Source organism: Pectobacterium wasabiae CFBP 3304, from assembly GCF_001742185.1.
GTDB lineage: Bacteria > Pseudomonadota > Gammaproteobacteria > Enterobacterales > Enterobacteriaceae > Pectobacterium > Pectobacterium wasabiae.
In genome coordinates, this window is sequence record NZ_CP015750.1 from 493,080 (window position 1) to 515,448 (window position 22,369).

21 protein-coding genes, 6 tRNA genes and 2 other RNA genes are annotated in these 22,369 nt (G+C 50.7%); 14 read left to right on the plus strand and 15 right to left on the minus strand.

Translation table 11 applies throughout. The annotated features are described in order from the left end of the window. Positions 1-11: 11 nt before the first annotated feature. Positions 12-977: a signal peptidase I gene (lepB, locus tag A7983_RS02240; RefSeq protein WP_005973576.1), complete on the minus strand. Its 966-nt coding sequence runs from the start codon at positions 975-977 to the stop codon at positions 12-14. A gap of 16 nt (positions 978-993) precedes the next feature. Further along, positions 994-2,793, minus strand: a complete 1,800-nt coding sequence (gene lepA / locus A7983_RS02245) for a translation elongation factor 4 (RefSeq protein ID WP_005973573.1) — start codon at positions 2,791-2,793, stop codon at positions 994-996. Here lepA and A7983_RS23840 point away from each other — a divergent pair. Then, on the plus strand, positions 2,785-2,997 hold the full coding sequence (locus A7983_RS23840) for a hypothetical protein (protein WP_043885462.1): 213 nt from the start codon (positions 2,785-2,787) through the stop codon (positions 2,995-2,997). The genes lepA and A7983_RS23840 overlap by 9 nt on opposite strands. A gap of 92 nt (positions 2,998-3,089) precedes the next feature. On the opposite strand, the gene rseC is transcribed toward A7983_RS23840, so the two are convergent. From rseC to rpoE, 4 genes are read right to left on the minus strand one after another with little or no spacing between them, the layout of a single operon-like run. After that, complete coding sequence (gene rseC / locus A7983_RS02250) at positions 3,090-3,542, minus strand: SoxR-reducing system protein RseC (RefSeq protein WP_005973570.1); 453 nt, start codon at positions 3,540-3,542, stop codon at positions 3,090-3,092. Further along, positions 3,539-4,501: a sigma-E factor regulatory protein RseB gene (rseB, locus tag A7983_RS02255; RefSeq protein WP_005973567.1), complete on the minus strand. Its 963-nt coding sequence runs from the start codon at positions 4,499-4,501 to the stop codon at positions 3,539-3,541. Before rseB ends, rseC begins: the two co-directional genes overlap by 4 nt. Further along, positions 4,501-5,148, minus strand: a complete 648-nt coding sequence (rseA, locus tag A7983_RS02260) for an anti-sigma-E factor RseA (protein WP_005973564.1) — start codon at positions 5,146-5,148, stop codon at positions 4,501-4,503. The genes rseB and rseA overlap by 1 nt, the downstream gene beginning before the upstream one ends. A 59-nt stretch (positions 5,149-5,207) precedes the next feature. Then, entirely contained in the window at positions 5,208-5,783 is a 576-nt protein-coding gene (gene rpoE, locus A7983_RS02265; RefSeq protein WP_005973561.1) for an RNA polymerase sigma factor RpoE, read from the minus strand. A gap of 399 nt (positions 5,784-6,182) precedes the next feature. On the opposite strand from rpoE, the gene nadB reads away from it, so the two are divergent. Then, a complete protein-coding gene (gene nadB, locus A7983_RS02270) occupies positions 6,183-7,784 on the plus strand; it encodes an L-aspartate oxidase (RefSeq protein WP_005973558.1) in 1,602 nt (533 codons plus the stop codon). A 74-nt stretch (positions 7,785-7,858) separates the two neighbouring features. Here nadB and trmN read toward each other — a convergent pair whose 3' ends face one another. Continuing rightward, entirely contained in the window at positions 7,859-8,605 is a 747-nt protein-coding gene (gene trmN / locus A7983_RS02275; protein WP_005973556.1) for a tRNA(1)(Val) (adenine(37)-N(6))-methyltransferase TrmN, read from the minus strand. A 134-nt stretch (positions 8,606-8,739) separates the two neighbouring features. Here trmN and srmB point away from each other — a divergent pair, with 134 nt between their 5' ends. Further along, positions 8,740-10,065: an ATP-dependent RNA helicase SrmB gene (gene srmB / locus A7983_RS02280; RefSeq protein ID WP_005973554.1), complete on the plus strand. Its 1,326-nt coding sequence runs from the start codon at positions 8,740-8,742 to the stop codon at positions 10,063-10,065. Between the two features lie 72 nt (positions 10,066-10,137). Here the strand turns inward: srmB and grcA are convergent, their stop codons facing one another. After that, a complete protein-coding gene (gene grcA / locus A7983_RS02285) occupies positions 10,138-10,521 on the minus strand; it encodes an autonomous glycyl radical cofactor GrcA (protein ID WP_005973551.1) in 384 nt (127 codons plus the stop codon). Between the two features lie 393 nt (positions 10,522-10,914). On the opposite strand from grcA, the gene ung reads away from it, so the two are divergent. After that, complete coding sequence (ung, locus tag A7983_RS02290) at positions 10,915-11,601, plus strand: uracil-DNA glycosylase (RefSeq protein WP_005973549.1); 687 nt, start codon at positions 10,915-10,917, stop codon at positions 11,599-11,601. A gap of 177 nt (positions 11,602-11,778) precedes the next feature. On the opposite strand, the gene A7983_RS02295 is transcribed toward ung, so the two are convergent. Together A7983_RS02295 and A7983_RS02300 are read right to left on the minus strand one after the other, a co-directional pair. Next, a tRNA-Ala gene (locus A7983_RS02295) sits at positions 11,779-11,854 on the minus strand. Between the two features lie 47 nt (positions 11,855-11,901). Beyond that, positions 11,902-11,977, minus strand: a tRNA-Ala gene (locus A7983_RS02300). 264 nt (positions 11,978-12,241) lie between these two features. Here A7983_RS02300 and A7983_RS02305 point away from each other — a divergent pair. Further along, entirely contained in the window at positions 12,242-13,111 is an 870-nt protein-coding gene (locus tag A7983_RS02305; protein WP_235778060.1) for an alpha/beta hydrolase, read from the plus strand. Positions 13,112-13,178: 67 nt separating this feature from the next. Here the strand turns inward: A7983_RS02305 and gltX are convergent, their stop codons facing one another. After that, on the minus strand, positions 13,179-14,594 hold the full coding sequence (gene gltX / locus A7983_RS02310) for a glutamate--tRNA ligase (protein WP_005973543.1): 1,416 nt from the start codon (positions 14,592-14,594) through the stop codon (positions 13,179-13,181). A gap of 291 nt (positions 14,595-14,885) precedes the next feature. Here gltX and A7983_RS02315 point away from each other — a divergent pair. The 6 genes from A7983_RS02315 (at position 14,886) to A7983_RS02340 (ending at position 15,653) form a co-directional block, all read left to right on the plus strand. Further along, positions 14,886-14,961 (plus strand) — tRNA-Val (locus A7983_RS02315). A gap of 58 nt (positions 14,962-15,019) precedes the next feature. Further along, positions 15,020-15,095, plus strand: a tRNA-Val gene (locus A7983_RS02320). A gap of 66 nt (positions 15,096-15,161) precedes the next feature. Next, positions 15,162-15,237, plus strand: a tRNA-Val gene (locus tag A7983_RS02325). 7 nt (positions 15,238-15,244) lie between these two features. Continuing rightward, positions 15,245-15,320 (plus strand) — tRNA-Lys (locus tag A7983_RS02330). 46 nt (positions 15,321-15,366) lie between these two features. Continuing rightward, positions 15,367-15,494, plus strand: a non-coding RNA gene (locus A7983_RS02335) — RtT sRNA. Between the two features lie 46 nt (positions 15,495-15,540). Continuing rightward, positions 15,541-15,653, plus strand: a non-coding RNA gene (locus tag A7983_RS02340) — RtT sRNA. Between the two features lie 32 nt (positions 15,654-15,685). Here the strand turns inward: A7983_RS02340 and A7983_RS02345 are convergent. Both A7983_RS02345 and A7983_RS02350 read right to left on the minus strand, forming a co-directional pair. Further along, positions 15,686-16,507: an oxidoreductase gene (locus tag A7983_RS02345; protein ID WP_005969075.1), complete on the minus strand. Its 822-nt coding sequence runs from the start codon at positions 16,505-16,507 to the stop codon at positions 15,686-15,688. Between the two features lie 149 nt (positions 16,508-16,656). Next, positions 16,657-17,763, minus strand: a complete 1,107-nt coding sequence (locus A7983_RS02350) for an NADH:flavin oxidoreductase (RefSeq protein WP_005969073.1) — start codon at positions 17,761-17,763, stop codon at positions 16,657-16,659. A 187-nt stretch (positions 17,764-17,950) separates the two neighbouring features. Between A7983_RS02350 and A7983_RS02355 the strand changes: the two genes are divergently transcribed. From A7983_RS02355 to A7983_RS02365, 3 genes are all read left to right on the plus strand, one after another. Next, positions 17,951-19,000, plus strand: coding sequence for an aldo/keto reductase (locus A7983_RS02355; protein ID WP_005969071.1), 1,050 nt, complete (start codon positions 17,951-17,953; stop codon positions 18,998-19,000). Positions 19,001-19,084: 84 nt separating this feature from the next. Continuing rightward, on the plus strand, positions 19,085-19,666 hold the full coding sequence (locus tag A7983_RS02360) for a TetR/AcrR family transcriptional regulator (RefSeq protein WP_005969069.1): 582 nt from the start codon (positions 19,085-19,087) through the stop codon (positions 19,664-19,666). 322 nt (positions 19,667-19,988) lie between these two features. Continuing rightward, positions 19,989-20,423, plus strand: a complete 435-nt coding sequence (locus tag A7983_RS02365; RefSeq protein ID WP_005969067.1) for a DoxX family protein — start codon at positions 19,989-19,991, stop codon at positions 20,421-20,423. Between the two features lie 79 nt (positions 20,424-20,502). Here A7983_RS02365 and A7983_RS02370 read toward each other — a convergent pair whose 3' ends face one another. Both A7983_RS02370 and cysW read right to left on the minus strand, forming a co-directional pair. Further along, positions 20,503-21,495 (minus strand): sulfate/molybdate ABC transporter ATP-binding protein, encoded by a 993-nt coding sequence (locus tag A7983_RS02370; protein WP_005969065.1) that lies wholly within the window; start codon positions 21,493-21,495, stop codon positions 20,503-20,505. Further along, on the minus strand, positions 21,485-22,366 hold the full coding sequence (gene cysW, locus A7983_RS02375) for a sulfate ABC transporter permease subunit CysW (protein ID WP_005969063.1): 882 nt from the start codon (positions 22,364-22,366) through the stop codon (positions 21,485-21,487). The genes A7983_RS02370 and cysW overlap by 11 nt, the downstream gene beginning before the upstream one ends. Positions 22,367-22,369 lie beyond the last annotated feature (3 nt).

Genomic DNA, 22,369 nt, shown 5'->3' on the forward strand with positions numbered 1-22,369 from the left:
GCTTACTTTGATTAATGAATACCGCCGATGCGACTCAAACGAACACCGGTAGGCCATTCACCTTCCTGTTTCTCAAAACTCATCCAGATAGCGGTAGCTTTACCGACCAGATTTCTCTCCGGCACAAAGCCCCAATAGCGACTATCCAGACTGTTGTCTCGGTTATCACCCATCATGAAGTAATGCCCAGTAGGGACAACCCACGTCGCAAGCTGCTGCTGCGATTGCTGGTAATAACCACCGAGCTGATCCTGCTGGCCCGGTACTAACAGAATATTATGCGTGACATTGCCTAATGACTCTTTGCGCGCGCCCATGCGGACACCTTCCACGCTGTTGTCATTAGCCGGCACCGAGTAAAAACCGCCACGCGATCCCCCTCCAGGCTGGTTGAAAGTCTGCACAAAATCGCTAGGCTGCACATTACTGTATGTGACCGCCAGTGCCGTATCACACGCCTGCTGCCCCTGACAGGATGGACGAATCGTTACCTGCTTGGTTATCGGGTTATAGCTGACGCGATCGCCCGGCACGCCAACCACGCGCTTGATGAAATCCACTCTGGGATCGGACGGATATTTAAATACCACCACGTCGCCACGCTTCGGATGCCCCGTTTCGATCAACGTTTTCTGCGTGAAGGGTTCTTTAATGCCATAGGCAAATTTCTCCACCAGAATAAAATCGCCGATCAACAGCGTTGGCATCATCGAACCGGATGGAATTTGAAACGGCTCATAAATGAAGGAGCGCACGACCAGTACCAAAGCCACTACCGGGAAAACGGACGCTATCGTCTCAATCCACCCAGGTTGTTGAATGGCTTTCGATGAAATAGCACTATCTGCCAGATCGGCACCGCTCATAGCAGCAAATTTTTTCCGGCGAGCAGGTGCCCAGACAAAGCGTTCCAAACACCAGACAATCCCCGTGACCAGCGTCACCAATGCCAGAATTACGGCAAACATATTGGCCATGCCAACTCCTCAGAATTTATTTACTGTCTTTGCCGACGTGCAGAATTGCCAGAAACGCTTCTTGCGGCAGCTCGACGTTACCGACCTGCTTCATACGTTTCTTACCGTCTTTTTGTTTCTGCAACAATTTCTTCTTACGGCTGACGTCGCCACCATAACATTTGGCCAGTACGTTTTTACGCAATTGCTTAACCGTCGAGCGCGCAATAATGTGGTTACCAATCGCGGCCTGAATCGCAATATCAAACTGCTGACGCGGAATGAGTTCTTTCATCTTTTCGACGAACTCACGGCCTCGGTATTGTGAATTATCACGGTGAGTAATCAGGGCCAATGCATCGACACGTTCATTGTTGATTAAGACATCAACACGCACCATATCTGATGTCTGGAAACGTTTGAAGCCGTAATCCAACGATGCATAACCACGCGAGGTTGATTTCAGGCGATCAAAGAAATCGAGCACCACTTCGGCCATCGGGATTTCATAGGTCAACGCAACCTGATTGCCGTGATACACCATGTTCGTCTGCACACCGCGCTTCTCAATACAAAGCGTAATCACATTGCCCAAATATTCCTGTGGCATCAGCATGTGGCACTCGGCAATCGGCTCGCGCAGTTCCTGAATATTGTTCAACGGCGGCAGTTTAGACGGGCTATCGACATAAATGGTTTCTTTCGCCGTCGTTTCTACTTCATATACTACCGTCGGTGCCGTGGTAATCAGTTCCAGATCGTACTCACGCTCCAGACGTTCCTGAATGATCTCCATATGCAGCAGACCCAGGAAGCCACAGCGGAAACCAAAACCAAGCGCGGTAGAACTTTCCGGCTCATAGAACAACGAGGCATCATTGAGGCTCAGCTTACCTAATGCATCACGGAATGCTTCATAGTCATCGGAACTGATCGGGAACAGACCGGCATAGACCTGCGGTTTGACTTTCTTGAAGCCCGGTAATGCTTTTTCAGCCGGCTGACGCGCTAGCGTCAGGGTATCCCCGACAGGCGCACCCAAAATATCCTTGATGGCACACACCAGCCAGCCTACTTCGCCGCAGTTCAATACATCGCGGTCGATCTGCTTCGGTGTAAAAATGCCGAGACGGTCAGCGTTATACACCTGACCCGTACTCATTACCTTAATTTTGTCGCCTTTACGCATCGTGCCGTTTTTGATACGTACCAGCGACACAACGCCAAGGTAGTTATCAAACCAGGAGTCGATAATCAACGCCTGCAACGGGGCATCAGAACTGCCTTCCGGCGGCGGAATATCACGCACCAGACGATCCAGAACATCCGGCACGCCAACCCCTGTTTTTGCCGAGCAGCGCACGGCATCAGTGGCATCGATGCCAACAATGTCTTCAATTTCTTGAGCAACGCGATCAGGATCAGCGGCAGGCAGGTCGATCTTATTCAGAACCGGCACCACTTCCAGATTCATATCCAACGCGGTGTAGCAGTTAGCCAGCGTTTGGGCTTCAACACCCTGCCCGGCATCAACAACAAGCAGCGCGCCTTCACAAGCAGCGAGCGAACGAGAAACCTCATAAGAGAAGTCAACGTGCCCAGGCGTATCAATGAAGTTTAACTGGTAGGTTTGACCGTCCTGCGCTTTATAATCCAGCGTTACGCTTTGCGCTTTAATCGTTATTCCGCGTTCACGTTCCAGATCCATGGAATCCAGAACCTGCGCAGCCATTTCACGCTCGGTTAAACCGCCGCAAATCTGGATGATACGGTCAGATAACGTCGATTTACCGTGGTCGATATGGGCAATAATGGAGAAATTTCGTATATGCTTCATTATAAAAATTTTTCTACCTTGATATTCCTGAAATTCTTGCCGATGGGCATGCGCATAGGTGAAAACAGCAGCGATGTTATTCCACCTGAATCGCAGCATTCTACATGCGGGAAGCGTGAAAACCTAGTCATGTCCGGCGCATTCCCCTTGATTATGACGGTTTTGTTTGGAATAGCAGAACAACGAGAGGAAAGCAGGAAGTAAAGTGTCATTACGTGGCAAATATCGTGTCGAACGATAACAAAATAGTGCACGCGGCTTCAGCACCGCACGCCGTTTATGCTCAGGCGCACAGGTCAATTTTGTAACAGCGTTCCAGGTAGCGCGATTTGCAGGATAACAGGCTCATAACGCTTATTTTTACCTAATCGCTTTGCCCAGCGTTTAACGCCGATAAACGCCAAACAGCCCCCCAACAATGCGCCGATAACCGCAGCCAGATCGGTGCTGAATAACGTTTGGAATATCACAGCCCCGAACAGCAATCCAACCAACGGAACAAAGTAAACCAGAGCGGCAGAAAGCAGCAACCGCCCCTCGGAAATACCCAATTCCACTTTTTGTCCGACATCCAAAGGACGATCGTAAGGGACATACAGCGTATTTTCGGCGGAAAGCCCAAGCTGACTTAATAGGCCAGTTCCACACGACGAGCGAGATTTACAACTACCACACCCCGCGCTTGGCTCACACCGCAGTTCTGCGATTCCATCCTGCCATGACACAACCGTTGCCCACTCTTTGATCATGGTTGCACCTTCAGAACAATACTTTCAGCCACGCGCTTAGCCGTAGAGGGCGGAATATCACCGACAACGGTAATCTCGTGATTGCCCCGCATGACAGTGTAAATAGAGCGTCGACCGGTGAGCAGTGACTGCTCCTCACTCATGTCAGAAGACGGGTTAATATTAATCGAAAAACTAAACAGACCATCGCTGTACAGGCGTGTTTCCATCGGAAGAGATGATCCGGGCAAGATTTTTTTGCTATGCGAAAGCGCTTTCATTCCTGTAGGCAACCATTCTGGCTCCCAAGAAAAATCGCCTTTTTCTGCGGCAGGCGCGGGTAGAACAGAAGGCAATGTGATCCCTTCTAGCGGACGCATTACGCTCACCACATCATCATCAACAATTAGCGATGTTGTTAAGAATTGTTCCAACCGCTTGTCACCATTACGATCCTGTAAATCGATACGCAATGGAAGTTTAGATTCTGCATCAATCCACACGGTATAACTGTAGCGTGTGCCATCGCGTGAAATAACGCGAACGCCCAGTGCCAGACGATCGGCAATACGCACCCGCCCATCTGCGGGAACAAAATCATAATAGGGCGATAACTTCTGGAAATCGGCAAAGACGAGGGAAGGGAGAGAGTCGACGATATGATCGCTGGCGAGTGTAAATGGCTCAAAACCGGGATCGAAGTAGCTGACCTCATTGCCACGCTGCACAATTTCGCGCCGCGGGCCATCCATAAATAGCAGTTGCGCCAAGGAATGATTGTTGACCACGGCATGACGATACCGTACCGACTCGAATCCTTGCGGGGTGATGTTGATAAATGAAATTTCGTAATTCAGAGAACGAACTGCGCCATTCATCTGCTGCAGCAGCGCGCCCGGCTCAACATTTTGAGCCGGAGCGAACGTAGAATAAAACAGGCTGCCAATCAGAAAACAGGCGGCGGACCAGGCATGCTTCATTACCGAGGCTGTGTTCCTAATGATTGAGTACCGGGAACCTGAATGGCCGCTTGCTGATCGTCCTGTGGCAGAGCATGCTCTGCATGCAACCGACGCTGTAATTCGTAGTCCTGCAAAATAGCGTTAAGGCGGTTACGCTGCATATCAGATTTCTGTTGCCCGCTGTGAGGAGCAATATTCTCTGACGGCACGCCCAGACTCACAGGGGAAGCCGTACCCATAGCGGGTAAGGTACTGAATACGCCGGATTCCACAACATGTTCGGGCGCATTACCTTGCTGATAATTTTGTACACCGACAATCACGGCTAAAGAGACGCAGGCAGCAACACCGACTTGCGTCAGTTGGCTGCCCCACGGGCGGATTTTGTGCCAGAACGGCATCTTCATCCACTCGACAGGTTGTGGCTGAGATTCAGGCTGCGCTTGTGGAACTAGACGAACAGGCTCTTTTTCGATTGCAGCGGCAACACGAGAAGCAATGTCCAAGTGAATCACGTTTTCACTCACATCACCACGTAACGCATCACGAATTAGATGATAACTTTGCCAACTTTGCTGCAACGCGTCATCCCGTGACAGTGCGCCCAACAGCTCGGAATCTACGGCTTCGCCATCCATTAAAGCGGAAAGTTTCTCTTTCTGCATACCGACACCCTTACCTTGTCAAATCCATCATTAGTCATGCGGATAGCTAGAAACGCTCGCTAGCGCTGAATAAGCGGTTGTACTTTATTATCAATAGCTTCCCGCGCCCGGAAAATACGAGAACGAACCGTGCCGACGGGACAATCCATAATCACGGCAATCTCTTCGTAGCTTAAACCGTCCAACTCACGCAGCGTAATCGCTAAACGTAAATCTTCCGGTAAAGACTCGATAGTTCGGAAAACTATGCTTCGCAGTTCTTCTGACAACATTAAATTCTCAGGGTTCGATATTTCTTTCAGCGCACCCGCATTTTCATAGTTTTCCGCGTCATTGGCATCAATGTCGCTAGAAGGCGGACGGCGGCCCTGAGCTACCAGATAATTCTTGGCCGTATTCACGGCAATACGATACAACCATGTGTAAAACGCACTATCGCCGCGGAATGATTCTAACGCGCGATATGCTTTAATAAACGATTCCTGTACCACGTCCGGCACGTCCCCTTGTGGAACATACCGCGATACCAGGCTCGCTACCTTATGCTGATAACGAACGACCAACAAGTTAAACGATTTTTGATCGCCCTTTTGGACTCGCTCGACCAGAACCTGATCTGCCAGTTGCTCGCTCATCCGAGGTAATCTCTACTCAAACCGTTCTCCACACATAAAATAGTACTGCCAGATATATAAGCCATATTTAGAGCAAGCTCCTCATTAGAACCAAGACATTCAATAAAGTTCCGGGCCATCATTTTTCTTTTACTTAGCGCCGCAACTCGTCTTTGCGATGCGTATCATGACGCATTCTCTTCATCACACATTGTCTTTATCTGAATACACGGTCTTCATCTGAGACTTCTACGCTCTTCCCTGGATGATACGATAAATCCGGGGTATTCGCACGATTCACCATGTTGTGCCATTCGCTTATCCTTTATAGCGTAGCGAAGGGACGAAAAACCGATACGGCAATCGACCATTGGGTGCTAACATCGGATTTCCTCTTCTTTTTGCATCCACGACACAACCATGCAAACGACCACTGAATACGTCTGTGATGTTTTAATCATTGGCAGCGGCGCTGCCGGGCTTTCACTGGCGCTGCGTCTGGCTTCGCAGGCCAACGTGACGGTATTAAGCAAGGGCCCGCTTAACGAAGGCGCGACGTTTTATGCTCAGGGTGGCATCGCCGCTGTTTTCGATGAAGCCGACACCATTGATTCTCATATCGAAGATACCCTGATCGCTGGCGATGGCCTGTGTGAACGGGAAGCCGTTGAATTCATCGCCAGCAATGCCAAACACTGCGTGCAATGGCTGATTGAACAAGGCGTGCTATTTGATACCGAAACCAGCACCAGCGGCGAAGAACGTTATCATCTCACGCGCGAAGGTGGCCATAGCCACCGCCGAATCCTACACGCTGCGGATGCAACCGGAAAAGAAGTAGAAAATACGTTGGTGCAAAAAGCGTTATCTCATCCGAATATTCGGATTATGGAACGCTGCAACGCCGTCGACTTAATTACCTCCAATAAGCTAGGTTTGCCTGGTACTCGCCGCATTATTGGTGCTTATATATGGAACCGTGAGCGGGAACGCGTAGAATCCTGCCGGGCGAAAACGGTCGTTTTAGCAACCGGTGGCGCATCCAAAGTTTATCAATACACCACGAATCCCGATATTTCTTCCGGCGACGGTATCGCCATGGCGTGGCGTGCGGGTTGTCGCGTAGCAAACCTGGAATTCAATCAGTTTCACCCAACCTGTCTGTTCCATCCACAGGCGCGAAACTTCCTGCTGACGGAAGCATTACGCGGTGAAGGTGCGTACCTTAAACGCCCAGACGGCACACGTTTTATGCCCGATTTCGATGCCAGAGGCGAGTTGGCTCCGCGCGATGTGGTCGCCAGAGCCATTGACCATGAGATGAAACGGCTTGGTGCAGACTGCATGTATCTGGACATCAGCCACAAACCCGAAGCGTTCATCAAACAGCACTTCCCCACCATCGATGAAAAACTACACTCTCTCGGCATCGATCTGACCCGTGAAGCGATACCGATCGTACCGGCAGCGCACTATACCTGTGGTGGCGTGATGGTCGACCAACATGGGCGTACCGACCTTGACGGCCTGTATGCGATTGGCGAAGTCAGCTATACCGGATTGCACGGCGCAAACCGCATGGCATCTAATTCACTGCTGGAATGTCTGGTTTATGGCTGGTCAGCCGCCGAAGATATTTTGCAGCGCTTACCGCAAATCAAAGCGGTGAAAAAATTGCCGGATTGGGATGAAAGTCAGGTCGACAACTCCGACGAACAGGTGGTGATCCAGCATAACTGGCACGAGCTGCGTTTGTTTATGTGGGATTACGTTGGGATCGTGCGCACCACTAAGAGATTAGAACGCGCACAACGCCGCATCCATCTGCTCCAGCAGGAAATCAATGAGTACTACTCTCACTTCCGTATTTCCAACAATTTGCTGGAGCTACGTAATCTGGTGCAGGTTGCCGAACTCATCGTCCGCTGTGCGTTGGAAAGGAAAGAAAGTCGCGGGCTGCATTATACACTGGACTATCCAGAACAGTTCGAGGCACCGACACCAACGATTCTGGTGCCATAATTCATAAAAATCGTGGTTCACAAAAACCATAGTTCACTCAGAAAAGGCAGACGCGGCGACAAAGCGTCTGCCACCTACATGAAAAGATAAAAATCTTTTGTCAGTTGCTGAAAGTCCATCGAATAACGCCTTTCTGCATCACGGATTACCAATGAGGAATTCACACATCCCCTTTCCTGACGAGACAGCGTCAGCAAAACGCGGTGCACAGGTCTCTCTTCCTGTTCAGATACGCAAAGCTGCTGCTGGACATGCCAATTATGTTGCTGCGCCAGAGGAATAAAGTGCTCCGCAACCTGAACGGGTAGCACCACGCAAAAAAGCCCTTCAGGCATCAGCAACTGATGAGCACAGCACAATAGCACGTCATGGGTTAACAAGGTGGTGTAGCGCGCCTGTTCACGCTGAGCTGAACCACACGCGATCCCCGGCGGAAAATAAGGCGGATTACTTATAATCAACGAATAATCAGTACTTCGCGTCGCGGTGAAACCCACGATATCTTCAGCATAAACCGTTATTCTGTCAGCCCATGGAGAGGCTGCAATATTTTCTTTTGCCTGCTGACTGGCCGCGCTATCCAGTTCGACGGCATCAATCTGAACATGCTGTTCAGAACGCTGCGCCAGCATCAGCGCGAGGAGACCGGAACCGCTGCCGATATCCAGAATTCGCATGTCTGAGGACACGGGCGCCCAGGCCCCCAGCAAAATACCATCGGTTCCAACCTTCATTGCACAGCGATCGTGCGCTACAAAAAATTGCTTGAAGGTGAATCCATCCCGACGCAATGTCAGTTTATTATCAGCCTGATGACTCATGAAAATAAGATTCCAAACGCAAACCGCAGTAGCATAGGTGAAACATCCGTGCAGGAAAAGTGCCGATGTCTGCTTAAACAGGTGAAGAAATCGGCCAATCCGTCTATAATCGGCGCCCCAAATAGAGGTAGACCATGACTGTAACCAATTTTTCCGAGCTCGATCTTGATGAAAGCCTGTTAGACGCCCTGCGCGATATGGGTTATGAACGTCCGACTGCGATTCAAGCCGAGGCAATCCCTCCGGCGATGGAAGGCCGCGACGTACTGGGCTCCGCGCCAACAGGAACAGGTAAAACCGCCGCCTATCTGCTGCCGGTTTTGCAGCATCTTATCGATTTTCCTCGTAAAAAATCAGGTCCACCTCGTATTCTGATCCTCACGCCAACTCGTGAGCTCGCTATGCAGGTTGCCGATCAGGCGCGTGCATTTGCGGCGCATACGCATCTGGATATCGCCACAATCACTGGCGGCGTGGCATATATGAACCACGCAGAAGTGTTCAGTGAGAATCAGGACGTCGTCGTCGCGACGACTGGCCGTTTGCTGCAATACATCAAAGAAGAAAACTTCGATTGCCGCGCGGTAGAAACACTGATTCTGGATGAAGCGGACAGAATGCTGGATATGGGCTTCGCCCAGGATATTGAACACATCGCCGGAGAAACCCGCTGGCGCAAGCAAACGCTGCTGTTTTCTGCGACGCTGGAAGGGGACGCGATCAAGGATTTCGCCGAGCGTCTGCTCAACGAACCAGTTGAAATCGAATCCGACCCATCGCGTCGGGAACGTAAAAAAATTCTGCAATGGTATTACCGCGCCGACGATCTCAAACACAAAACGGCCCTGCTCTGCAATCAGTTAAAACAGCCAGATGTGACACGCTCAATCATCTTTGTACGCAAGCGTGAGCGGGTGCATGAGCTGGTATCCTGGCTGCATGAAGCTGGCATTAACTCATGCTATCTCGAAGGCGAAATGGTGCAAGCTAAGCGTAATGAGGCGATCAAACGCATGAGCGATGGCCGGGTTAACGTGCTGGTAGCAACAGATATCGCCGCGCGTGGTATTGATATTAACGATGTCAGCCACGTATTTAACTTCGACTTGCCGCGTACAGCAGATACTTACCTTCACCGTATCGGCCGCACCGGCCGCGCGGGTCGCAAAGGCTGTGCCATCTCTTTCGTTGAAGCGCACGATCACCTGCTGCTGGGAAAAATCAGCCGCTACCTGAATGAGCCGCTAAAACCGCGCGTCATTGAGGAACTTCGCCCAGAGACCAAAGCGCCAAGCGCCAAAACCACGGGCAAACCGTCGAAAAAAGTGCTCGCTAAGCGGAAAGAGAAAAAAGAGAAGGAAAAAGAAAAAGTTAAAGTGAAGGTTCGCGATCGCGACAGTAAAAATGTCGGTAAGCGTCGCCAGCCAACAAAGAAAACTGACGAACCGTCTGCTGAATAAAACTGTCGATATTTTATATAGATATAAAAAAGGGAGCTTCGGCTCCCTTTCTGTTAATGCTTGAGTAACAGCTTACAGGCTCGCGGTAAAAGTACGAGCGATAACGTCGCGCTGTTGTTCCGGCGTCAGTGAGTTGAAACGAACAGCGTAGCCAGATACGCGGATAGTCAGTTGCGGATAGTTTTCCGGGTGCTTAACGGCATCTTCCAGCGTCTCACGGCGCAGAACGTTGACGTTCAGGTGTTGACCACCTTCCACACGCACTTCAGGTTTGATTTCCAACGGAATTTCACGATACTCGATTTGACCCAGATCGCTCACTGGAACGATTTGGTCTTCGCTATAACCCGATTTAGCACATACGCAACGCGCCTGTGATTTCTCTTCATCCAGCAACCAGAAGGAATTGATCAGAGCGCTGTCGTTAGCCTTGGTGATTTGAATACCAGTAACCATAATTGCCTCCGTAAAACGGCGTGTTATTGTCTTAGTTAAAAACCGACATCGTTAAAAACTAGCTTAGTAAAAATCGCTATCGGCAAAAAAACTGCCAGATTTCATAACGATCGTATAAAACTATGTATCTCTGTTCTCTTATATACCAGTCTGATAACCAGACATCCTTGACTTAAATCAATTTTAAAACCCATCAACCTAGTAGCGCACTGGCAATATATTGTTTTATATCAATTTTACCAACACACCGAATTGCAAATATTTTTGTAAATTTTCAATTTTTTTTCAATAAAAGACCCTTTCATCCCGACAATTGCGGTTACGGTTTTACCTCGGCACGATAGATCGGTAAGCTACCTACAACACCATTTAACCTGTAAAAAAGAGTGCATGATGGCGACCTCTCTCACTTGGCATGACGTGCTGGCACAAGAAAAGCAGCAGCCTTACTTCATCAACACCCTTGAATTCGTAGGGAAAGAACGGGCTGCTGGTAAGACGATTTATCCCCCGCAGAAGGATGTTTTTAACGCGTTCCGCTTTACCGAACTGAATCAAGTCAAAATCGTCATTCTGGGGCAAGATCCTTATCACGGCCCAAATCAGGCACACGGGCTGTCATTTTCTGTACGTCCGGGCGTCCCCGCCCCACCTTCTTTGGGTAACATTTATAAAGAACTGGCGAACGACATCCCTGGATTTGAAATTCCACGGCACGGTTTTCTGCAAAGCTGGGCGGAGCAAGGCGTTTTACTGCTAAACACGGTATTAACGGTTGAAGCTGGGCAAGCGCACTCACATGCCAATCTGGGCTGGGAAACTTTTACTGATCGCGTCATTGCTGCATTAAATGAACAGCGGGAAGGTTTGGTCTTTCTCTTGTGGGGCTCGCATGCACAGAAAAAAGGCAACATCATTGACCAACAGCGCCACCATATTCTGAAATCGCCGCACCCTTCCCCACTGTCTGCACACCGTGGATTTCTGGGCTGTAAGCATTTTTCGCAGGCCAATCAGCTTCTGGAACAGCAAGGATTATCGCCAATAGACTGGACGCCAAGGCTTCCGGAAGAGGCCTAAGCGGTAACGGTTTGGTTGTTTTCAAACAATGGGAGCAACCGACTACCCTTTACAAAGAACCGTTTATAAAAAATCGTTAACAAGAAGCTACTTACACGTGTATTAAGCAAATGAAAAACGTTGATTGAATGCGGATAAGTCGAGAAAAAGAAATGACTAGGAAATAACGCGATGATTTGGTGGAGCTAAGCGGGATCGAACCGCTGACCTCTTGCATGCCATGCAAGCGCTCTCCCAGCTGAGCTATAGCCCCACAACGTGTGGAATGTTCGTGATAACTAACCAAACAGAGGGAGTGTTTGGTGGAGCTAAGCGGGATCGAACCGCTGACCTCTTGCATGCCATGCAAGCGCTCTCCCAGCTGAGCTATAGCCCCGTATCTTACAGCATTACCGTAAAGGCAAGTACTGTGCGAACGCGTCGCATAATATGAAACCCGATTAGCAGTGTCAACGGCTAAATCCGGTTATCCGATCAACCGCTGAAAAAGACGCCAAAGGTAAGAAAAAAAAGGCGGCAATTTCGGTGTCATATCATCATAAGCACAATAAAAGCTGCCAACGATAACGCGATTTATTATCATCGCTCTACGTTACGCTTTTGTCTTCTATTAAGCACCCAGCACATGCGCTATTTTCCTATGATTGTATTTTCTCTGATGGTATCAACATCTGGCATATTGCCCGTTCGGGCTGAGCCGACTACTCCTGATATTACCGAACAAGCAAAAGCTCAATTTGAGATCAGGCACGTTGAGATGCAAAGCGGCGCACAACATTCCTATCGACTTTTCATCGCGCTTCCCCGTCAACCCGCACCAGAAGGCGGCTATCCGGTGCTGTACATGCTGGACGGCAATGCCCAGTTTCCCGTTGCCGTAAATAGCTATAACGCGAAAAATGGCGCGGCACCGCTGATTGTCGCTATCGGTTATCCGATCGATAAGCCTTACGATATTCCCGCCAGAACGCGAGACTACACGCCACCAACCACACTCACCGACCCAGATTTTGCCGCAGGCGGCGAAGCTGAGGCGTTTTATCAATTCCTGCAATCCACGGTAAAACCCTGGGTTGAAGCGAACTACGCCGTGAATAAGCAAAAACAAACGCTGGCCGGACACTCTTTCGGCGGTCTGTTTACGCTCTATACGCTTTTTAACCACACCGAATCTTTCCAGCGTTATGTTGCCGCAAGCCCATCTATCTGGTGGGGAAATGGCGTTGCGATTCCGGCAAGAATGCCGCTGCTCGCTACACCGCCGCAGTCAATTACCGTCACGGCAGGGGCAAATGAAGATGAGCCAGCCAAAACACAGGCGGGTAAACCCGTTGATGAAAAGCGGGCAGAACGGCTCAGCCAGAGAAAAATGGTGGAAAGAGCAAAAACGCTAGCTGACCGGCTCAATGAGCAAGGCACAAAAGCCGACTTTATTCTGTTCCCAGGAAAAGGACATGGCGACGTGATCCCTGATGCTATCGGCAAAGCGGTCGCTATCGCTGGTCAATAATCATTATTCGATGTCATAAAAAACCCCGACATTTTGCCGGGGTCTGTTCTATATAGCACTATAACGATTACTGCTGGGCTTCACGCTCCGCGATAAACGCCAACGCTTTATCAATGCGCGCCAGCGAACGCTGTTGACCAACAGCGTGCACGGTAACGTCAACGCCTGGAGACTGGCCTGCGCCCGTTACCGCAACGCGCAGCGGCATACCGACTTTGCCCATGCCCTGACCCAACTCGTCCGCCGTACCCTGAATGGCGTGGTGGATATTCTCTGCCGTCCAGCTAGTAATCGCTGCCAGTTTTTCACGTACCAGCTCAAGCGGCTGACGCGCAACTGGACGCAGATGTTTCTTCGCAGCATCTGCATCAAACTCAGCAAAATCTTCATAGAAATAACGGCAAGAGTCCGCCATTTCTTTCAAGGTCTTACAACGCTCTCCCAGCAAACCGATCAGTTCGCTCAACTGCGGGCCGGTGCGCGTATCAATTCCAGCCTGCTCAATATGCCATGACAAATGTGTCGCCACGTATTCTGCTGGCAGATGGTTAATATAGTGATGGTTCAGCCACTGCAGCTTCTCAGTATTGAAGGCGCTCGCCGATTTATTAACGGCATCCAATGAGAACAGAGACTTCATCTCATCGATAGAGAAGATTTCCTGATCGCCAGATGACCAGCCTAAACGCACCAGATAGTTCAGCAGTGCCTCCGGCAGGTAGCCGTCATCGCGATATTGCATCACACCGACAGCGCCGTGACGTTTGGACAATTTCTTACCGTCATCACCCAGAATCATCGACACATGCGCATACTCTGGCACTGGTGCACCCAGCGCTTTCAGGATATTAATCTGACGCGGCGTGTTGTTAATATGGTCTTCACCACGAATAACGTGCGTAATTTCCATATCCCAGTCATCGATAACGACACAGAAGTTGTAGGTTGGTGAACCGTCAGTACGGCGGATGATCAGATCGTCGAGTTCCTGATTGCTGAATTCGATCGGCCCGCGAATACGGTCATTAAAGATGACTGAGCCTGCCTGCGGGTTAAGGAAACGGACAACGTGCGGTTCATTATCAGCATGGTGCTCGTGAGAACCACGGCAGCAGCCGTCGTAGCGTGGCTTATCACCCTTTTCCATCTGCTGCTCACGCAGCGCTTCCAGACGCTCTTTCGAACAGTAACACTTATATGCCGTACCGTTTTCCAGCATCTGGTCAATAACGGCGTTGTAACGGTCAAAGCGTTTAGTCTGGTAGTACGGGCCTTCATCCCAGTTCAGGCTCAGCCAGTTCATACCATCCATAATGGCATCAATTGCGTCCTGAGTTGAACGCTCCAGATCGGTATCTTCAATACGCAGTACAAACTCACCGTCCTGATGACGGGCAAACAGCCAAGAGTACAGTGCGGTACGAGCGCCACCGACGTGAAGATAGCCAGTAGGGCTAGGGGCGAAACGGGTTTTGATTTTCATTTGGGATTACAGCCTTATTACGCAACGGCTGTCGGCATAGACCGACATAAGCTCAGAGAACAAAAGTGGGCAACATTCTATCACTCTGCTTCGATTCCTCAACGCCGTAACATGTCGCACGCGCTTTTATTGTGGTTGACGGAACAAGATAGCTGACTGAATTGCACAAGGATGCGGCGCCAATGACGATAAATACGACGCCTTGCCTAATTTTGCAACGAACAATCATTTTAGTTTTAAAAAGCGTTGACTCATATTCAAGGATCCCTATAATGCGACTCCACACAGCGGGGGTGATTAGCTCAGCTGGGAGAGCACCTCCCTTACAAGGAGGGGGTCGGCGGTTCGATCCCGTCATCACCCACCACTCTTTACTGATTTTAAGTAAGAGTAGCTCGCTGTGTAGAGTAAGAAGATTTGAGATTGGGTGATTAGCTCAGCTGGGAGAGCACCTCCCTTACAAGGAGGGGGTCGGCGGTTCGATCCCGTCATCACCCACCAATCTCTACCAGCTGGTCTTCTTATTAGAAGTTGAAGTAAGTATCGAAGTAAACGTAGTTCAGAAGTGGGTGATTAGCTCAGCTGGGAGAGCACCTCCCTTACAAGGAGGGGGTCGGCGGTTCGATCCCGTCATCACCCACCACTTCTGCGGGTCGTTAGCTCAGTCGGTAGAGCAGTTGACTTTTAATCAATTGGTCGCAGGTTCGAATCCTGCACGACCCACCACTTCCGCAAAGTGAATCCTTCCTGAAGTAAATCCATCCAATGTTATATATTGCACGTGTCGTGTGGGTGAGAACCTGCGCTCAGGTTCGAGCCGAGCGAAGCGAGACAGCAACGCGCTAGCGTTGACCCCGAAGGGGCGAGGCCAAAGGCCGAGTCATCCTGCACGACCCACCACTTCCGCAAAGTGAACCCTTCCTGAAGTAAATCCATCCAATGTTATATATTGCACGTGTCGTGTAGGTGAGAACCTGCGCTCAGGTTCGAGCCGAGCGAAGCGAGACAGCAACGCGCTAGCGTTGACCCGAAGGGCGAGTCATCCTGCACGACCCACCAATGTAAAAAGGCGCCCTAAAGGCGCCTTTTTGCTATCTGTCATTTACGTCAAGCTGAAGATTCTTTCGGATACCAGAATCCAGCATACTCGGCGCAAAGCGACGCAATAAGGTCAGACGAGCCGCCGCCGCACCAGCCGTGTAGCGGATTTTTGGGTGCTTCGCTTGGGCCGCTTTCAGCACAACCTTAGCTACGACAATTGGGTTGTCTGCATTTTCCATCGCCTGCTTCAACACTTTGCCTAATTCGCGCCGTACAAACGCATATTCATCCAACATCGCATCCGGCTGCACATTATTCGCTTCAAACTGCGTCTTCGTATATGCAGGTTCAATGACAGAAACTCGGATACCACGAGGGCGCAATTCGTGATCCAGCGCTTCCGAGTAGCCTTCTACCGCATGCTTGCTGGCAACATAAAGCGCGGTATAAGGCATCGGCACGACGCCCAGAATAGAACTGATATTGATGATACGACCAGCCCTTTGCTGACGCATGTGAGGTACGACAGCCTGAATCATCCGAACAACCCCCAAAAAATTGGTATCAAGGATTGCCTGAGCCTGCTCAAGCGAGCTTTCCTCCGCTCCTGCGGGACTCAACCCAAAACCAGCATTGTTCACTAACAGATCGATACGCCCCTCCCGCCGAACGAGTTCACCCACAGCCTCTTTAACTGACTTATCGCTGGTCACATCCAAAGACAGCATTTCAAACCGCTTATTCCCTAATGATGCACCTCGTCTGCTGGTTCCGTATACGGTATAACCCGCAAGTGCCAGTTGCTCCGCGATAGCCTCCCCAATCCCCGATGATGCGCCAGTAACCAGCGCGACAACTTTATCTGACGCCATAAAAAGTGCCTTATCTGTTAAATTCTTGAATTTTAAATGATGAATGACATATATAATGAGAAAATAAAGCCGACATGGCACAATCCGATATCGGCAGAAAAATATATTGTCATGCTGCCACAGCCTTAATTCGCCACGGCACCTGAAGGTCACGCCAGTACGGCTAAATCCGCTGCATCAAAGCCGCGTAATTTATCGGTCTGCCCAGCTCGTACTTTTTGTACCCATTGTGCGTCAGAGAGCAGTACCCGGCCGACCGCGATCAAATCAAATTCTTCTCGCTCCATACGGGCATACAGGTTGTCCAGCGCTGCCGTACCGGAACCCTCGCCACCAAACGCAGCAAAGAAATCCGAACTCAGCCCTACCGAGCCAACGCTGATTGTCGCCGCACCGGTCAGCTTCTTCGCCCAACCGGCGAAATTCAACCCTTCGGCCCCATCAATCTCAGGGAACTCCGGTTCCCAGAAACGGCGCTGAGAACAGTGGAGAACATCCACACCCGCCTCAACCAGCGGTGCCAGCCAGTCCGTCATCTCCTGCGGTGAGGTGGCAAGCCGTGCGCTGTAATCTTGCTGTTTCCACTGGCTCACGCGCAGGATCAGCGGAAAATCCTCACCAACAGCGGCGCGGACCGCGCGGATAACCTCTGCGGCAAAGTGGGAACGCTCACGGATCGTTGCTCCACCGAAGACATCTGAACGCTTATTCGTACCCGGCCAGAAAAATTGATCGATCAGGTAGCCATGTGCGCCATGCAGCTCCAGCGTGTCAAACCCCAAACGTTTGGCATCGGCTGCCGCACGGGCGAAAGCCGCCACGGTATCCGCGATAGCTTCTTCCGTCATCACCACACCGCGAGGCTCATCGGGCCCAACCAGCCCAGAAGGGCTCTCAACAGGAGCACCCGGTTCCCAGCCGCGACCGTGCGTTGATCCCGTGTGCCAAATTTGTGGACCAATACGACCACCAGCGGCATGAACCGCTTTAGCCACCGCATCCCAGCCTGCCAGCGCCGCCTCGCCATGGAAAAACGGAATCCCTGGCATATTGCGCGAAGCGGGACGATCGACAACGGTTCCCTCCGTTAGAATCAGTCCTACGCTGCCTTCGGCACGGCGTCGGTAATATTCCGCATTCGCCGGACCGGGAATCCCCTCTTCTGCCATACTCCGCGTCATGGGTGCCATAACGATGCGATTGGGAAGGGTTAACCCTTTCACCGTGAAGGGACTAAACAGAATATCGTCAGACATGGATATTTCCTTTTAAGGTTTAACGCCATAGTGACGTTGCACATTGATTAAAAACGCAATTCATGCAGTTAAGCAACCCTCATTAGCGTGGCCTTCCGTAAAGAGAATGTCACCCTGCTTGCACTTATAGATGATGTATGACATATATAATAAATGTCAATCAACATTTAAATGTAAGGTGAACGGTATGAAATACACGACGTTTGGACGGAATACAGGTTTACGCGTCTCTGAGCTGGCTCTCGGAACAGGAAACTTTGGCACCGGCTGGGGCTATGGTTCTGAAAAAGAACAGGCTAAACAGGTGTTTGATCGTTATGCCAACGCTGGCGGCAACTTCATCGATACGGCGGATGCTTACCAGTTGGGCCAATCTGAGCAAATGGTCGGAGAATTCATTGCCACAGATCGCGATCATTTTGTCGTGGCGACGAAATACACCCTAAGTGCCATGCCGGATGCCGGAATTTCCCAAACTGGCAATAGCCGTAAGAACATGATCTCATCGGTAGAAAACAGCCTGAAAAGACTGAAAACCGATCGTATCGATGTGCTGTGGGCACACTTTGATGACCAATTAACTCCGTTGGAAGAGATTGTTCGCGCTTTCGACGATCTCATTCGGGCAGGGAAAATCCAGTATGCGGGCTTCTCTAATTTCCCAGCCTGGCGCATTGCCCGAGCGAGCACCATCGCGGAACTGCGCGGCTGGTCGCGAATTGCCGGTATTCAGGTGGAATACAGTCTGGTGCAGCGCACCGCAGAGCGAGAACTGCTACCGATGGCAGAAGCTATGGGGCTGGCAGCAACGCTTTGGTCTCCGTTAGGTGGCGGTCTGCTGACGGGCAAATACCGGCAAAGCAAAGAAGGCCGACTGATCGGCTTCGGTGGAAGATTAGTACACACCGAGCAAGACACAACCTTGTTGGATGAGGTATTTCGCGTTGCAAACGATTTAAACGTCATGCCAATACAGATCGCCATCGCCTGGTTGCGGCATAAATCCGCTCGCGCCAGCACCAGCCTGATCCCTATTTTAGGTTCCCGCACGCTGGCACAGTTGGACGATACGCTACTCGCCTTAGATGTGACGCTAAGTGAAGATCAAGTTACGCGACTGGATGACGTCAGTGCGATTTCACTGGGAACGCCGCACGATCAGATCGCGGGTACATTACCTCGGGCTCAGGGAGGCAACAGCGCTAATATCATTACGCCGTATCCACCACGCGCCTGATCTGGCTATTGATGAAAGGCATCATCTATTGAGTCTGGCTTTTTCATACCCTAAGATGGTGCCTGACAGAAAAAGGAGAACAGAATGGCCCGTGTATCAAAACAGCAGATGGAGCGTAATCGAGAGGAAATTATCCAGGTTTCCTCACAGCTCTTTCGTGAACGGGGCCTGAACGGCGTCAGCGTGAACGACTTGATGGCCGCGGCTGGATTAACCCACGGTGGCTTTTATGGTCATTTTGCTTCTAAAGATGAGCTCGCCGCTATCGCCAGCCGTAAAGCACTTGAAGATTCCGGTTCTCGCTGGCAGGAAATAAGCCAACACGCCGATCAACATAACCTACGAACGATGGTGGAGCACTATCTTTCCCCCACCCATCGTGACGGTGCCAAAGATGGCTGTGCGATCACCGCGTTAGCCAGCGACATCGCCAGAGAAAGTGAAGACAAGCCGGTACGTGAAGTTTATCTCAGCGGCGTCAGGGCAATGCTGGACAGGCTGGAATCCCTCTCTACGATAGAAGACAAAGAACAACGTAGACTGCATGCGCTGGCGCAATTTGCCCTATTATCCGGCGCATTAACGTTAGCGCGCGCAACGGCTGGTGATGCCTTGTCGGATGACTTTCTCAGCGCAGCAAAAAAAGCGCTGCTTGGCGAAGCATAGATATGTTATGAAAAGGGGCCTACCGCATCCGTGATAAGCCCCAACCGTGTTCTTTGTTAAAAATATTCCTTTATACCATTCATTTTCTGACCGTTGGCCGCTCAGGTCACTGCCCCTTCTCATAACATATTGTTATTGCGTTATTCTCATCCATCATTAGGCCGCCCTAATTACGGTGCTATGCTTATTCGCGTTGACACGCTTCACCTAATTTTTTGACAGAAAATATCAAATTTATTTGTTTTCTATTCAGGCGCTAAATCGACGACACTGCCGCCTTATACCAAATAGCACTTTTCGCTTACTCATGAGGTTGTCTAGTATGATTTCTCAGTTGAATCAGTGGTTCACGCGTTTAACCGATCATCCCGATGCAGGAAAACTTTTACTGCGTTTAACCGTGGGTATTCTGCTGCTGTTTCACGGCGTAGCAAAAGTTGAGCACGGCGTAGGCTGGATCGTAGAAATGCTGCAAGGCGCAGGCCTGCCAGGTTTTATCGCTTATGGCGTTTATGTGGGTGAAGTCGTTGCGCCAATTCTGATTATTTTGGGCGTGTTTACCCGTATTTCTGGCCTGATCGCCGCATTGACGCTGGTAGTGGCTACGCTGATGGTGGGCACGGGTAAATTCTTTACCCTGACCAACGTGGGTGCATGGGCGCTGGAAGTCGAAGCGCTCTATTTCTTTGCTGGCCTCATTATTATGCTGGTGGGCAGTGGTCGTTACTCTGTAGCCTCTAACCCTGCTTATCGTTAATTCTTTCAACCGAAAGCATTAACCGTAAACGCAAAAAACCCGCGAATTTCGCGGGTTTTTTATTTCTATGGCTTACCGATCAGATTTCCCAATCGTGGTTATAGCGCTTGGGCTTAAACTGAATCACGTCACCTTTCTGCAACCCTTCGAGGCTCACATCGTCTTTTGCAACTTCGGCTTCAATCAGTTCCGACTGTTCGCCCAGCTTCAGCGACAGACGCGTCAAAGCACCAAGCGGGCGAATATCACGCACGGTCACCGCCTGATAGCCATCCTGTGCCTGAACGGATAGCGACACTTCATGCGGACGGAACAGAATGGTTTCTTCCGTTTGCGCCACTTTCAAGCGGTTGCTGTCGCCAAGGAAATGGTAAACAAATTCGCTGGCTGGGTTGTTATACACCTCTGCCGGTGTACCGATTTGTTCAATCACGCCTTTGTTCATCAACACGATACGGTCGGCGACTTCCATCGCCTCTTCCTGATCGTGTGTCACAAATACCGATGTCAGATCGATATCTTCATGCAACTGAGACAGCCAGCGGCGTAGCTCCTTACGCACCTTGGCATCCAGCGCGCCAAAGGGTTCATCCAGCAGCAGAATGCTCGGCTCGACGATCAACGCACGTGCCAGCGCAATACGCTGACGCTGGCCGCCAGAAAGCTGTTCAGGGTAGCGATCCCCCAGCCAGTCCAACTGCACCAGATTCAGCAATTCATGCACTTTCTTTTCGATCTCACTCTTCGACGGGCGGATATTCTTCGGCTTCATTCGCAGCCCAAACGCGACGTTATCGAACACCGTCATGTGGCGAAACAGCGCATAGTGCTGGAAGACAAACCCGACGTTACGCTTACGTACATCGTGAACGGACACGTCCTGACCGTGGAAAATGATGCTACCGCTATCCGGCTGCTCCAGCCCGGCGATAATACGCAGCAGCGTCGTCTTACCGCAGCCTGATGGCCCCAGCAGCGCCACCAGCTCGCCGCTGTGGATCGACAAATTAATCTCGTTCAGCGCCCGAAACTGGCCAAATTGTTTATTAATATTGCGGATCTCAATGCTCATTTTTGGCCAACTCCTGTTGTTTCTGTATTTGCTTCGTCAACCGACCTTCACTCCATTGGCGCAGTAACAGCACCACCAGCGACATCAGCAGCAGCAGAATCGCCACGCTGAAGGCAGCAACAATGTTGTACTCGTTATAAAGAATTTCGATATGCAGCGGTAGCGTGTTAGTCAGGCCACGAATATGGCCGGAAATGACGGAAACCGCGCCAAATTCTCCCATCGCACGTGCAGTACACAGCACCACGCCGTAAATCAGCGCCCATTTCACATTCGGCAGCGTAATGTGCCAGAACATTTGCCAGCCATTCGCCCCCAACAATCGTGCCGCTTCTTCTTCCTGCGAACCCTGTTCTTCCATTAGAGGAATCAGCTCACGGGCAACATAAGGCAGTGTGACGAAAATCGTCGCCAGTACGATGCCCGGTACGGCGTAGACAATTTCCAGATTGTGTTCGAGCAGGAAGGGATGGATTTTGCTTTGCGCCCCAAACAGCAGCACATACACCAGCCCCGCAACAACGGGTGAAACGGAGAAGGGCAAATCGATCAGCGCCAGCAGAAAACTCTTGCCACGAAATTCAAATTTCGTCACACACCACGCCGTCGCCAGCCCGAACACGACGTTTAACGGCACGGAAATGACGGTTGCGAGTAACGTCAGCTTAAGCGCGGAGATCGCATCCGGTTCGCTAATCGCGTCCCAAAATGCGCCAACGCCTTTATCCAGCCCCTGAGTCACCACCATCATCAGCGGCAGTACCAGAATCAGGAAAAAGACGACCCACGCCAGTGAAACCAGAATGTAATAGGCTGCGGGCTGTTTTTTTCTTTTAGCCGCGCTGGCCTGAGAGGAAATAACCTGTTCCATGAC

What these genes read in the sequence shown, in the direction of transcription:
- lepB (WP_005973576.1), bottom strand. Translation starts at nt 977, where the DNA reads ATGGCCAATATGTTTGCCGTAATTCTGGCATTGGTGACGCTGGTCACG.
- A7983_RS23840 (WP_043885462.1), top strand. Translation starts at nt 2,785, where the DNA reads ATGCTTCATTATAAAAATTTTTCTACCTTGATATTCCTGAAATTCTTG.
- lepA (WP_005973573.1), bottom strand. Translation starts at nt 2,793, where the DNA reads ATGAAGCATATACGAAATTTCTCCATTATTGCCCATATCGACCACGGT.
- rseC (WP_005973570.1), bottom strand. Translation starts at nt 3,542, where the DNA reads ATGATCAAAGAGTGGGCAACGGTTGTGTCATGGCAGGATGGAATCGCA.
- rseB (WP_005973567.1), bottom strand. Translation starts at nt 4,501, where the DNA reads ATGAAGCATGCCTGGTCCGCCGCCTGTTTTCTGATTGGCAGCCTGTTT.
- rseA (WP_005973564.1), bottom strand. Translation starts at nt 5,148, where the DNA reads ATGCAGAAAGAGAAACTTTCCGCTTTAATGGATGGCGAAGCCGTAGAT.
- rpoE (WP_005973561.1), bottom strand. Translation starts at nt 5,783, where the DNA reads ATGAGCGAGCAACTGGCAGATCAGGTTCTGGTCGAGCGAGTCCAAAAG.
- nadB (WP_005973558.1), top strand. Translation starts at nt 6,183, where the DNA reads ATGCAAACGACCACTGAATACGTCTGTGATGTTTTAATCATTGGCAGC.
- trmN (WP_005973556.1), bottom strand. Translation starts at nt 8,605, where the DNA reads ATGAGTCATCAGGCTGATAATAAACTGACATTGCGTCGGGATGGATTC.
- srmB (WP_005973554.1), top strand. Translation starts at nt 8,740, where the DNA reads ATGACTGTAACCAATTTTTCCGAGCTCGATCTTGATGAAAGCCTGTTA.
- grcA (WP_005973551.1), bottom strand. Translation starts at nt 10,521, where the DNA reads ATGGTTACTGGTATTCAAATCACCAAGGCTAACGACAGCGCTCTGATC.
- ung (WP_005973549.1), top strand. Translation starts at nt 10,915, where the DNA reads ATGGCGACCTCTCTCACTTGGCATGACGTGCTGGCACAAGAAAAGCAG.
- A7983_RS02305 (WP_235778060.1), top strand. Translation starts at nt 12,242, where the DNA reads ATGATTGTATTTTCTCTGATGGTATCAACATCTGGCATATTGCCCGTT.
- gltX (WP_005973543.1), bottom strand. Translation starts at nt 14,594, where the DNA reads ATGAAAATCAAAACCCGTTTCGCCCCTAGCCCTACTGGCTATCTTCAC.
- A7983_RS02345 (WP_005969075.1), bottom strand. Translation starts at nt 16,507, where the DNA reads ATGGCGTCAGATAAAGTTGTCGCGCTGGTTACTGGCGCATCATCGGGG.
- A7983_RS02350 (WP_005969073.1), bottom strand. Translation starts at nt 17,763, where the DNA reads ATGTCTGACGATATTCTGTTTAGTCCCTTCACGGTGAAAGGGTTAACC.
- A7983_RS02355 (WP_005969071.1), top strand. Translation starts at nt 17,951, where the DNA reads ATGAAATACACGACGTTTGGACGGAATACAGGTTTACGCGTCTCTGAG.
- A7983_RS02360 (WP_005969069.1), top strand. Translation starts at nt 19,085, where the DNA reads ATGGCCCGTGTATCAAAACAGCAGATGGAGCGTAATCGAGAGGAAATT.
- A7983_RS02365 (WP_005969067.1), top strand. Translation starts at nt 19,989, where the DNA reads ATGATTTCTCAGTTGAATCAGTGGTTCACGCGTTTAACCGATCATCCC.
- A7983_RS02370 (WP_005969065.1), bottom strand. Translation starts at nt 21,495, where the DNA reads ATGAGCATTGAGATCCGCAATATTAATAAACAATTTGGCCAGTTTCGG.
- cysW (WP_005969063.1), bottom strand. Translation starts at nt 22,366, where the DNA reads ATGGAACAGGTTATTTCCTCTCAGGCCAGCGCGGCTAAAAGAAAAAAA.